Origin of the sequence: Nocardia sp. NPDC058518, from assembly GCF_042719655.1 — a bacterium.
Lineage (GTDB): Bacteria > Actinomycetota > Actinomycetes > Mycobacteriales > Mycobacteriaceae > Nocardia.
In genome coordinates, this window is the sequence record NZ_JBHXNJ010000005.1 from 103,917 (window position 1) to 116,219 (window position 12,303).

Consider the following 12,303-nt stretch of genomic DNA (forward strand, 5'->3'; position numbering starts at 1 on the left):
TTCGCTTCAGCGTCCTCCGACCAGGGCCTCGCGGGGACGGTCGATATACCTGTTTTTCGGAAACCGGTTTATTTCTGAACCCAGCACTCGGCAGGTGGCGGTGCCGTGGGTCGATCGGGTTCTGTCGTGGTGAACACGGCGTAACCTGGCGTTCTAGACCGTTCCGCCACCGAATGTGAGGCATGCTCGATGCCGCCAACCAGTCAGGGCGCGCTGGGAAATCTCCCCGCGGAATTGACTCAATTCGTCGGCCGAGGACGTGAGATCGCCGAGGTCAGACAGTTGTTGTCCGAGTCGCGGCTGGTGACCTTGACCGGTATCGGTGGAGTGGGCAAGACCCGGTTGTCGATCCGGGCGGCCGAGGACGTGCGCCGGGCGTTCGACGACGGGGTCTGGCTGGTCGAGTTCGGCAGGGTTCGTGAGCCGGATCTGGTGGCAGGGGCCGCAGCGTCCGCTCTGAAACTGACCGGGCGGACGGCCCAGACGCCGCAGGAGCTGCTCGTCGACTTCGTCGCCACGCGCCATCTGCTCCTGGTTCTCGACAATTGCGAGCACCTGGTGGACGCGATCGCCTCGCTGGCCGAATCGCTGCTGCGTGCCGCACCGCGGTTGCACATCCTCGCGACCAGCCGGGAGCCGATCGGCATCGGCGGGGAGGTGGTGGTTCCGGTGCCACCGCTGTCGGTGCCAGCGGCGGAGTGGTCGCCGAGCCTGCGCGCGATGTTGCGCTGTGACGCGGTCGCGCTGTTCGTCGACCGCGCGCGCTCTGCCGTCCCCGGCTTCGAACTGACCGAGGACAGCAAGATCACCGTCGCGAGCATCTGCCGGCGACTCGAGGGTCTGCCGCTGCCCATCGAGTTGACGGCGGCCCGGCTGCGGGCGATGTCGCCGGAGCAGATCCTGCAACGGCTCACCGACCGATATCGACTGCTGACCGGTGGCGGTCGCGCGGCGCCGAGCCGTCAACAGACGCTGCGCCAGTGCGTCGACTGGAGCTACGACCTGCTGACCGACCGTGAGCGAGAGCTGTGGGCGCGAGTGACGGTGTTCGCCGGCGGTTTCGAATTGGATGCCGCGGAGGCGATCTGCGGTGACGGACTCGAACCCGGCGATGTACTCGACCTGGTCGGCTCGCTGGTGGACAAGTCGGTTTTGATCCGTGAGACCTGCGGTGCGGGCGGCGTCCGGTACCGGATGCTCGAAACGCTGCGCGAGTACGGCCGGGAACGGTTGCGCGCCGGCGGCGGCGAGATGGCGTTGCAGCGCCGCCACCGGGACTGGTTCGAACGCCTGGCGCTGCGGGCCTACGGCGAATGGATCGGGCCGAAACAGCTGGAATGGATCGATCGGCTGAACCGGGAACAGCCCAATCTGCGTGAGGCGATGGAGTACTCCCTGGCCGGGCCCGATGAGGCGGAATCGGCCGAACGGATCGCGGTAGCGCAGTACGAGTTCTGGGTCGCGCGGCAGCGGGTCAGTGAGGCGCGGTACTGGCTCGGGCGCGTGTTGGAGAGACCAGGTGGGGCCACGTTGCCGCACATCGCGGCGCTGTGCGCGGAGACGGTGCTGGCCGCGATGCAGACAGACCTCGAGTCCGGGTCCGCGCGAATCGAACAGGCACGTTCGTTGGCCGAGGGCAGCGGCGACGAGGTGTTGTGCGCGTATGTCGATGGTGCGCACGGCTTGCTGTCGTTGTTCTCCGGCGACCTCACCGGTGCGCGGGCACAGCTCGAGCGGTCCGTGCTGGGGTTCGAGGCAGCCGGTGATGTCTTGCATCAGGTGTCGAGCTTGCTCGGCCTCGGCGTCGCGTGCGGTCTGCTGCAGGAAGCGGACCGCGCCACGGCCTGTCAGGAGCGGGCGCTGGCGCTCACCACCACGCGTGGCGAGTCGGTCTACCGGTCCTATGCGATCGCACAGCTCGCCTATACGACGGTCGAGCGTGGCGACCTCGAGCGCGGATCGGTGCTGGTCAAGGAGAGTCTGCGGGTGTCCCGGATGATCGAGGACGGGCTGAGCGTCGCGAGCTGTCTAGCGACCTTGGCCTTTGTCGCGGCCGAGCAGGGCCAGGCGCAGCGGGCCGCGGTGCTCGTCGGCGCCGCCATGGCGGTCGGAGAATCCGTGGGCAGCCAGGCGGTCGGTATTCTCGAGATGTTCGGCCACCAGACCCAGGCGCAGCAGTACGCCATCAATGCGCTCGGGCAGCGCGCCTTCGAGGTGGCGCTGCGCCGGGGCCGCGATCTCGACATCGACTCGGCGCTCGCCTACGCACTCGAGGAGGATCCGTCAGCGGCGGCGGAGGTTCCCGCCGCGATGGCCGTACTGACCCGCCGCGAGAAGCAGATCGCCGAACTCGTCGCGGAGGGTCTGACCAACCGGGCCATCGCGGAGAAACTCGTTATCTCGCAGCGCACGGCCGCAGGGCACGTCGAGCACATCCTGAGCAAATTGCACTTCGCGACCCGCGCGCAGGTCGCGGCGTGGGTGGTCGCTCACCATCGAACGTAGCCATCCACGCCGGCGAAACGCTAGGCGACCTCTGCGGTGGACCGTTCGCTGGTCAGCGTGAGCGCGCCCAGTGCGACGACCGCGCTGACAACCATGGCAATCGCCATCGGAACGGCCGTGTGTTCGCCGCCGATGCCGACGAGCGGCGAGATCACCGCGGCCAGCAGGAACTGGAGCGCTCCGAGGACGGCCGAACCGGTGCCCGCGGCTCGGCGTGCCTGCCCGAGCGCCGATGTCGTGGCATTGGCGATGACAAGGCCGAGGCTGCTGATCGCACACCACAGCAGGGCAAGCGTTGCCCACAATGCGGGTCCGACGAGGCTGTTGACCAGCATCGATGCCGAGAACACGACTAGCACCACGAGACCGATCCGCAGCGTCGCGCGATCACCGAAGCGGGCGACGAGCCCGCCGTTGGCGACGCTGAAGATGACCAGACCCAGCGCGTTGGCGGTGAAAGCGAGCGAATACCAGGTGGTCGACAATCCGTGGAGATCCTGCAGGACGAACGGTGAGGCGGAGATATAGGCGAACATCACGCCGAAAGCGAACGCGTAGGCCAGCGTGTAGCCGACATATCGACGGTTGCGCAGGAGGGTGCGGGCGTCGCGCAGGGTCGCGGCGACCCCACCGGTGGTGCGCCGCTCTTTCGGGTGGCTCTCGGAAACCATCGTCAGCACGCACACGAACATCAGCACCGACAGCGCGGCCAGCGCCCAGAACACCGCGCGCCAACCGCTGCCCGCGACGATGACGCCACCGAGCAGGGGAGCGATGATCGGAGCGATGGCGTTGACGACGATCAGCAGGCCGAACAGTTTCGCCGCGGCGGCGCCCTGAGCCCGATCGGAGATGACGGCCCGCCCGAGCACAATGCCCGCGGCACCGGCGAATCCCTGGATGAAGCGAGCCCCGGCCAGCACCTCGATGGTGGGGGCGAGCGCGCATGCAGCGCTGAACAGCGCGGTGACGAGGGTGCCCGCGAGTAGTAGTGGACGCCGACCGTAGCGGTCCGACAGCGGTCCGATGACGAGTTGCCCGAGGGCGAGACCGATCAGGAACGCGGTGAGCGTCAGCTGGATCGCTGACGCGCTGGTGTCGAATTCCGCTGCCATCTGGGGGAATGCGGGCAGATACATGTCGATGGCCAGTGGTGCGACCGCCGCCAGGAGCGTCAGCGTCGCGATCAACTTCCCCGGAAAGTGGGTGGGCCGGTCTTCGCCGGGGGCAACCGGCGCGTCGATCTGCGCTACGGGAGCGAGGGTGTCCTGCGGGGTCGGGCTCACATCGTCTCTTTCTATGAAAGTATATCTAAAGTTATAAATAGACTAAACGGTAGACTGCTGCCGTGTCCAAGCCCCCGGTCGATGACGTCGCACACCTCGCCCAGACGGCGCGGTCGCTGGTGTGGGCGCTGCGTCGCTTCGGTGAGCGCGAGGCGGGACTGTCCAGGCTTCCCCACTCGGAGATCGAAGTGCTCCGTACCGTGGCGGAGCGGCCGGGAAGCACGGTCTCCGAGGTCGCCCGGTTTCTGGGTTTGCAGAGCAGCAATGTGAGCACCACCGTCCGCCATCTGGTGGACCGCGGACTGCTCGACAAGCGGGCCGACCCCGAGGACGGTCGCTCGTACCGGCTGCACGAAACGGAGTTGGCCGAGCACAACAATCGGCTGATCGACGACATGTGGACCAGCGGAATCCGGCGGCTCCTGGACGAGATGACTCCTGAGGAAGCCGCGAAACTCACCGAAGCCGCCGCGCTCCTCGCGCGTCTCGGCGCGATGTCCGGTCCGGGCACCAAGTAGCTTGGCTTACCAGGGGCGCGCCGCTCGGAGGCACGCTGCCGCGGAAGCTGTTTCCGCACACCCACTCGACCGCCCAACGAAGAGAGCTGATCAATGCCGACCCCCACCGCGCGCGCACAAATCGGTGTCACCGGCCTGGCTGTGATGGGTAGCAATATCGCCCGCAATTTCGCCAAGCACGGCTACACCGTCGCACTGCACAACCGTTCCGTTGCCAAGACCGACGCGCTGCTCGCCGAGCACGGCGGCGACGGCGATTTCGTCCGCACCGAGACCGTCGAGGAGTTCGTCGCGGCGCTGGAGAAGCCGCGGCGGGTGCTGATCATGGTCAAGGCGGGCGACGCGACCGACGCCGTGATCGAGGAACTGGCCGCCGCGATGGAGCCGGGCGACATCATCATCGACGGCGGCAACGCCCTCTACACCGACACGATCCGCCGCGAGGCCGCCCTGAGCGAACGCGGGCTGAACTTCGTCGGCGCCGGAATCTCGGGTGGCGAGGAGGGCGCGCTCAACGGTCCCGCGATCATGCCGGGCGGGCCGAAGGAGTCCTACGAGTCGCTCGGCCCGCTGCTGGAGTCGATCGCGGCGCAGGTCGACGGCACCCCGTGCTGCACCCACATCGGCCCCGACGGTTCCGGGCACTTCGTCAAGATGGTGCACAACGGCATCGAGTACGCCGACATGCAACTGATCGGCGAGGCCTACCACCTGTTCCGCGACGCGCTCGGTTTCGATGCGGGCCAGATCGCGGAGGTGTTCACCCGGTGGAACTCCGGGGACCTGGAGAGCTACCTGGTCGAGATCACCGCCGAGGTGCTCGCCCAGGTCGACGCGAAGACCGGCAAGCCGCTGGTCGACGTCATCGTCGACGCTGCCGAGCAGAAGGGCACCGGCCGCTGGACGGTCAAGTCCGCGCTCGATCTCGGTGTTCCGGTCACCGGCATCGCGGAGGCCGTCTTCGCCAGGGCGCTGTCGGGCTCCCGAGCCCAGCGCAAAGCCGCGGTGGGTCTCGCATCGGGCACACTCGCGGACAAGCCCACCGATGTCGAGCAGTTCACCGAGGACATCCGGCAGGCGCTGTACGCCTCCAAGGTTGTCGCCTACGCGCAGGGTTTCGACCAGATCGCCGCGGGCAGCGCCGAATACGGCTGGGATCTGCGCCCCGGCGATCTGGCGACGATCTGGCGAGGCGGCTGCATCATCCGGGCCCGCTTCCTCAACCGGATCAAAGAAGCCTACGAACAGGACCCCGCCCTGCCGAGCCTGATCCTCGCGCCGTACTTCCGCGAGGCCATCGAGACGGCCATCGACAGCTGGCGGCGTGTGGTGTCCACCGCCACCCTGCTCGGTATCCCGGTCCCGGCGTTCGCGTCCTCACTGTCCTACTACGACGCGCTGCGCGCCGAGCGCCTCCCGGCCGCCCTCACCCAGGGCCAGCGCGATTTCTTCGGCGCGCACACCTACGAGCGCATCGACGCCGAGGGCAAATTCCACACCCTGTGGAGCGGCGACCGCAGCGAGGTTGCCGAGAGCTGAGCCGAAAGCGGGTGCGCCGGACAGGATCACCGGCGAGTCCGTGAACGAATGGCCCGGCTTTCGAGCTGGGCCATTCGTCGTTTTCGGAATGCTCGCGCGTGCGAATCACCCGGCGTTGCAGGTCGGGGTCGGGGCGGTGCCGCTGCGGCGGTCGAGCGTCCACTGGACGAGCTGCGGGGTGAGTGGTGAGTCGGCCGCTACGAGGCTCATGTGGCTGAGGCCGGGGAAGGTGCGGTAGTCGATCGGCTCGCCCGCTGTGCAGCGCGCATCGATCCAATTCTGTTGCAGCGCAGGCTTGACGAGTGGGTCGGCGAGTCCCTGCGCGACCAGTACCGGGGCGGGGAAGGGGCCGACGGGGGTCTGGCGCTTCAGCTTCGCGCCGAATTCGCCGTCGAGCAGGCGATCCGGGAAGACCTGATTCGGTATCTGTGAGCCGCGCAGGAGTGCGGGCAGGGCGTCTTTGCCGTTGAAGCACAGGTCTCGGATCTTCTCGACCCCGCGCTCCGAACCCGGGGTCAGGTGCTCGTCGAGCCGGAGTTCGGGGTAGAGGCGATTCCAGGTGGTCGCGATATAGGCCGAGATGGTCTTGCCGCCGACCTCGGTCTTGTCGGACTCCGCGAGGCCGAAGAGGTCGGCGGCGGGGGCGAAGGCGGCAACGCCTTTCACGTCGAGCTCGGGGGCGTAACCGCGCGCGATCTGCCCGGTCCACAGCGCCGCCTGGCCGCCCTGCGAATGGCCCCACACCACGGTGTCGGTGGTCGTCGAGATCTCGTCGAACTCCCGCGCCGCGCGCGAGGCGTCGAGGACGTTGCGCGCCTCGGCCTCCCCGACCAGGTACGGGTGGGTGCCCTGTGTCCCGAGCCCGATGTAGTCCGAGGTGACCGCGACCCAGCCGTGCTGGGTCACCATCTCCTGCAGCGCTGTCCCGGCGCCGTCGTCGAAGGGCGCTGCGGCGAGCGACGGCGCGCACTTCGGCGCGATCCCGGTGGTGCCGTGGGCGACGGTCAGCAGCGGGTACAGATTGTCCGACGGGTGCTCCGGGGCGAGGATCGTGCCACTCGACACGGCGGCCGCGCCGTCGGGATGCGTTGTCGTATAGAGGATTCGCCATCCGCGCGCACCGTCGGGAACGCCCTGGTCGAGCGGCTCGGACCGCAGCAGTCGGCCGGGTTCGGTGGGTGCGTTCGCCGGCGCCGTATAGAAGGTGCCGGGTTCGGGCAGTGGCACGCCGGAGAGGAGCCGAACACTGCCGTAGGCCAGCAGCACTGCGATCACGAGCGCCGAAGCGGCGGCGATAGTGCGGGTCCAGCCGCGTGTGGTTCGGTGCCGACGGCGGTTGACGTCGCCGTGCCCCCGGAGCTCGAGCAGTGCGGTGAACAGCAGTTGCAACCCGAGGAAAACGAACCACGCCGCGACCCCGAACCGGAACAACACGATCGTGAGGACAGGCCAGGAGAACGCGACAACGCCGACGGTGATACTCGCGACCGCGGTGAGCCCCGCGGTGATACGCCGATCGACGCTGCCCACCCGGCCCGCATTGCCCCGGCCGTCACCGCGCACAGCCTGCCACGCGGCGAGCAGCCCGTGGACGATGAGCGCCGCCCCGATGAGGAACGCGAGCCCCGGCGCCCCGGCACTCGGCCAGAGCGCCATCGCGACACCCAGCACGACGAGCACGCCACCGAGCACCCGCGCGTGCAGTGGAACGCCGCCCCGAGTCTGCGGGATCAGGGCCGCCGCGATCCCCACGAGGGCGAAGCCGACACCGGTGACGAGGGCTACGGTCTGCACCCGCAGGGGAGCGAAGAACAGCAGCGCGCCCACCCCTACGGCCGCGATCCCGATCGCGGCGCGAAGCGGTATCGACAGCGCGCCTACCGCCCCCAACACTCGGCTACGCACTGACGAGCCAGCTTCGGTCCCGGATGCCCCCGCCATTGCGTCTTCGTCCAACGAATCGTCGCTCAACTCAGCCTCTTTCGTCGCGGGTTCAGCCAGGACCCCTGATCGTCCGCCGCGACCAGAAGGACAAGCGCATCGAAGAGATCGAAGAATATCGTCTGGGTCGGTCAGACCGTCGTCGCCGAGCCATAAGGCCGTCCGCGGATTTCACCGGTCGGTTCGAGCGTGAAGGTTCCGTCAAGGAGGATCGTCGGATCGGGCGTGTGCCGGGATGCTGCGGCATGATCGGCGAGTATGGGCGCAGTGGACGGTGAGCAGGCGTGACAGTGGTCCCCGAACCTGATCTCGAGCTTCGGAATTCCGTCGCCAGAGCCGCCGCGCAGGCGGATCTAGGGCGGCACCTCGCGACCTATACCGCGGCGGAACCGAGCACGCGCCGACCCGTTATCGAGGCGGTAGGTGTTGTCCTCTTCACGGTGGTGACGGTGACCGGGTTCGTGACCGGAGCCGAAATCCTAGGCATTCTCGGTCTCACGATCGTGGGGATGCTCGGTGGTCGGTTGGTGTTCGATCTGCTGCGGTTGGGTTATGTCAACAGCCGCAACCGCAAAGCGCGACTGGATCTGTACGAGCACGGGCTCATCGTGATCGTGCGGGAGGCTCCACGGACCATTCGCTACGACACCACCGCACTGAAGCGCAATGTCGTCCAGCTCGTGAGAAATCCAGCACCGGAACAGGTTTCGCACTCCTACACGCTCACCGACTCCGTGGGCGATCCGATCGTGGTGCGACACGCGATCGCCCATCCGGAGAAATGGGGTCCGGCGATCGACAAGGCCGTGACGGCCGCGCAATTGCCTCGGTCGATAGCGGTGCTCGACGCGGGTGGACGGCTCGACTTCGAACACTTCTGGATGACGTCCACGCGGATCGGTGCCGGGAAGCGATCGGCAGCGTGGTTGCACGTGACAGATGTCGAGGTGAGCAAGGGGTGGGTGAGCATCCATGTGTCCGGACAGTCCGCACCGCTGGAATCGCTTCCGGTGAGCCTGATTCCGAACTTCACCGTATTCCTGAAGCTGGCGGAGCGGATGCGAGCGGAGTACGGCCCGCCGCCGTCGTAGGGCGAGCATCAACGTTGCGTCAAGACGAGATCGGTTGTCCCGCAATATATATCAAGGAAGCGTCAATACTCGATAATGAATCTTTCCCGCCCCGTGCGCCGATGCCATCGTCTGAGATCGGTTCATCGGTGAAAGGGGCCAGGCGTGGCATCGAAAGTCGGGGTAACCCCGGAGCAAGTGCGTGGTGCGGCAGGCAAAATGGGTGATCTGCGCGATCGGATGAACACCATCCTCACCAACTTGGAGGCCTCCCTGGACGCCAAGGGTGCGCCCTGGGGCGGCGACGGTTACGGCAGCACCTTCGCGGACGGCGATCAGGGTTATATCGCGGCACGTGAGAACCTCACGACGGGGATCGGCAATACCGCCAAGACCTTCGACTCCTACTCCGATGGGCAGTACAAGGCCGCGGAATTACTGGCCCGCACCGAACAGCGGTCGACGGACTCGTTCAAGTAAACGCATGTCCATCACTATTCCCAGTGAGCTGGAATGGCTCGGCTGGATCGCCGGGTCGGATTGGCCCGACGGCGACGAAGACCAGATGTGGGCAATCGCCGAGGACTGGCGCACTGCCGCCGCCGAAATCCGGGAACTGCTACCGGATTTGGCCGCTGCCAAGACGGCGACCATCGACGCGTACCCGTGGGGCGACGGCGTCGTGGCCATGACCACGGCATTGGACAAGCTGGACAGGGGCCCGGAGTCGCTCGAGGAACTGGCCAAGGTTCTGGACTACGTGGCCGAATCCGCGGATGCCCTGGCCACCGAGATCGAGTACACCAAGATCCTGGTCATCAGCTCACTGGGAATGCTCGCCGCCGAAATCGCGCTGGCATGGCTGTTTCCGCCGACCGCGCCCGCGGTGCAAGCGGCAGCGATCGCCATCACCCGCGTGGCGGTGCGGCTGCTGGCGAACCGGGCGATCGCCGCCATCGCGCGATTCGCCGCGAAGACCGGTATTGCCGCGGTCGCCAAATTCACGGTGAAGCATGTCGCCATCAGCACCGTGCTCGGGGCCGGGCAGGACCTCGCGATTCAGGCGTACCAGGTCGGCAAGGGGCATCGGGACGGGATCGACTGGGAACGGGTGGGCACCACCGCCTACACCGCCGCGGCTGCGGGCGCGGTCGGTGGTCCCGCAGGCGCGCTGTTCGGCAAGGCGGCCGGGAAATTGCCTGTGCCCGACGGGAAATGGACCGCCAAAGGCGTCAATGGGCTGAAGGGCGCGGCTGTCGGCGCCGGATCGGGCATGGTTGGCGCGTTGGGGGCTTGGGGCGTCGGCGGTATCGCCAATGGGTGGACGTGGGATCCGCGACTGCTCACCAGCGGCGCGGCCTACGGTGTGTTGACCGGTGGCAGTAAGGGTTTCCGTCATTCGCCGACCGGCGGTCGGCCCGGTGCGAACGGATTCAATGCGGCCGACCCCGCACGCTTCGGTGGACCGGACGGCAGCAGTGCGCCGGCGCGCGCCGAGAGCGGCCATCGCGCCGGGGATCCGGCTAACAGTACTTCCGGGGAGAATCGGTCGACCGGCGGCAACCAGCCTGGAAACAGTGGTACCGGGAATGCGTTTGGCGAGAACGGTTCCGGGTCGCGGGCTGGGGCTGCTGCTAGCAGCGGTGCCGGGAATCAGACTGGGCAACTGTCGAATTCGAGTGAGGGAACCAGCACCGCCGGCGGCGAAACTCGTTCCGGAATTCCTGGTGGCCCCGAAAGCGCGGGCGCGCGAGAGGGCTCGTCCGGGCAGAACAATGGGAACGAGTCCGGTGCTTCGCCGAAGGGGGCGCCAGCGACACACGGAGGCGACGGATCGTCGTCGAATCCTGTGCACGAGAACGGAACCCCATCGGTGTCCGAATCGCCACAGGGCACTCGCAACACTGGTGACGGTGCCGTCGGCGGTGAGGGCTCGAACGGTGCGGCCGAAAGGAATGCGGCTGGCAGCCGTGCCGCTGTTGGTTCGGAAACCGTTGTGCAGGAGGGGAACAACGGTGTTAATCCCAGTGGAGAAGCTGTCAACAGCGTTCGTCCGGAGTCGAACCCCACACGGTCCACCCCGCCTCCCGCGGTGGGTGACGGCAGCCAAGCCAAGCCAACCGCGGTGGGTGACGGCAGCCAAGCCAAGCCGACGGCAGGTGCGGAAAACCGTCCGCAGCCGACCTCGCCGAGGGGCCACGAAGCGACCACGCCGCGGGCGGGTACCCCCGAACCCGCCGCGGCCGGTTCGGAGCCGCGCGCCGGTGCCGCCGAACGCCACACCAACCTGTTCGAGTCGCTACCGGGCGTCGAGGCCGGTCCCGCGGGAAAGGAAGCCACACCCCAGGCCAACCCAGAAACCAGTGCTCCGCGAGAGGAACAGTCGCAGCCGGAGGTTGCGCCTAAGCCGGAAGGCGAGCAGGCGAAGAACCCCGACGCGGCGCTCGATTCTGTGCGGGACAAGCTGCGCGGATTGGGCATCGATCCGGACGGTATGACGCCGGAGCAGATGCGAACTGCCGCGGACGACGCGTTCTCGCAGCGTGTGGACGAGTTCGCGGATCGGACCGCGGCGCTCGAAGGAGCGGGGTTGCGGCCGAACGAATTGATGGCGCAGCGCCGGGAATTGCAGGCACAGATCAACGAGTTCATGAGCCAGCGCCGGGAGCTACGGGCCGAACTCGACGGACTTCGATCTACCACCGAGACCTCACCGAACCCGACGCTCGATCCCCTACCGGCACCTGAGCCGCAGCCGACACCTGACAGAGAGCAAACCCCCGAGGGCGAGCAAGTACCCGCACGACAAGAGCAGCTGGACGAGTTTCCCGATACGACGTCGAAGATCCCGTATACGCCGCGATACTTCAGCGTCCCGCCGATCGAGGAGTACGAGGCAGCTGCTCCTCCCGATGATTCTGTATGGGAGCCTGAGCCGGAGCCGGAGCCGGAGCCGGAGCCGGAGCCGGAGCCCGAGCCGGAGCCTGAGCCCGAGCCCGAGCCCGAGCCGGAGCCTGAGCCCGTACCGGAGCCAGAGCCCGAGCCCGAGCCGGAGCCGGAGCCCGAACCTGAGCCGGAGCCCGAACCGGAACCGGAGCCCGAACCCGACCCTGAATGCCTTGTTCCAACAGTGGGAGCTGACCGAGATGCTGGATAACGCCTATATCGAGAAGCTGACTTCGGATAGGCAGGCGGACGCCGCGTATCTCGCGATTCGGTCCGACCAATCGGGCCCGCGATGCGTGGCACGGAGTGAGTCGGCGCACGACTCCGAGGGCGGCCTCGAGGCCGTTCTCGTCTTCGATGCCGACGGTGCGCTGCTCGGCGTGGAGTTGCTCGACGCCGCGAAGCAGCTGACTCCAGCGATGAAGGAAGCTGCCCTTGACATCACCTCGGGTAACCGCTCCGAGTAGAGGATGGGGTCCGGTCGTCATCGATCTGCAA

The 12,303-nt window shown here is 67.4% G+C and carries 9 protein-coding genes; 7 read left to right on the forward strand and 2 right to left on the reverse strand.

All coding sequences use genetic code 11. From position 1 onward, the window contains the following. Nucleotides 1-189 precede the first annotated feature (189 nt). A complete protein-coding gene (locus ACFWPX_RS11375) occupies nucleotides 190-2,505 on the forward strand; it encodes an ATP-binding protein (RefSeq protein WP_378927302.1) in 2,316 nt (771 codons plus the stop codon). Between the two features lie 20 nt (nucleotides 2,506-2,525). Here the strand turns inward: ACFWPX_RS11375 and ACFWPX_RS11380 are convergent, their stop codons facing one another. Beyond that, nucleotides 2,526-3,695 carry a multidrug effflux MFS transporter gene (locus ACFWPX_RS11380; protein ID WP_378927550.1) on the reverse strand — a complete coding sequence of 390 codons (1,170 nt, stop codon included), beginning with the start codon at nucleotides 3,693-3,695 and terminating at the stop codon, nucleotides 2,526-2,528. Nucleotides 3,696-3,853: 158 nt separating this feature from the next. Between ACFWPX_RS11380 and ACFWPX_RS11385 the strand changes: the two genes are divergently transcribed. Continuing rightward, a complete protein-coding gene (locus tag ACFWPX_RS11385) occupies nucleotides 3,854-4,309 on the forward strand; it encodes a MarR family winged helix-turn-helix transcriptional regulator (RefSeq protein ID WP_378927303.1) in 456 nt (151 codons plus the stop codon). A gap of 93 nt (nucleotides 4,310-4,402) precedes the next feature. Then, entirely contained in the window at nucleotides 4,403-5,848 is a 1,446-nt protein-coding gene (gene gndA / locus ACFWPX_RS11390; RefSeq protein ID WP_378927304.1) for an NADP-dependent phosphogluconate dehydrogenase, read from the forward strand. A gap of 105 nt (nucleotides 5,849-5,953) precedes the next feature. Here the strand turns inward: gndA and ACFWPX_RS11395 are convergent, their stop codons facing one another. Further along, nucleotides 5,954-7,753, reverse strand: coding sequence for a lipase family protein (locus tag ACFWPX_RS11395; RefSeq protein ID WP_378927306.1), 1,800 nt, complete (start codon nucleotides 7,751-7,753; stop codon nucleotides 5,954-5,956). A gap of 320 nt (nucleotides 7,754-8,073) precedes the next feature. Here ACFWPX_RS11395 and ACFWPX_RS11400 point away from each other — a divergent pair, with 320 nt between their 5' ends. From ACFWPX_RS11400 to ACFWPX_RS11415, 4 genes are all read left to right on the forward strand, one after another. Next, nucleotides 8,074-8,880, forward strand: coding sequence for a DUF6585 family protein (locus ACFWPX_RS11400; RefSeq protein ID WP_378927307.1), 807 nt, complete (start codon nucleotides 8,074-8,076; stop codon nucleotides 8,878-8,880). 144 nt (nucleotides 8,881-9,024) lie between these two features. Next, nucleotides 9,025-9,339 carry a WXG100 family type VII secretion target gene (locus ACFWPX_RS11405; RefSeq protein WP_378927308.1) on the forward strand — a complete coding sequence of 105 codons (315 nt, stop codon included), beginning with the start codon at nucleotides 9,025-9,027 and terminating at the stop codon, nucleotides 9,337-9,339. Nucleotides 9,340-9,343: 4 nt separating this feature from the next. Further along, nucleotides 9,344-12,016 carry a hypothetical protein gene (locus ACFWPX_RS11410; protein ID WP_378927309.1) on the forward strand — a complete coding sequence of 891 codons (2,673 nt, stop codon included), beginning with the start codon at nucleotides 9,344-9,346 and terminating at the stop codon, nucleotides 12,014-12,016. Beyond that, entirely contained in the window at nucleotides 12,006-12,272 is a 267-nt protein-coding gene (locus tag ACFWPX_RS11415; protein WP_378927311.1) for a DUF2283 domain-containing protein, read from the forward strand. The genes ACFWPX_RS11410 and ACFWPX_RS11415 overlap by 11 nt, the downstream gene beginning before the upstream one ends. Nucleotides 12,273-12,303 lie beyond the last annotated feature (31 nt).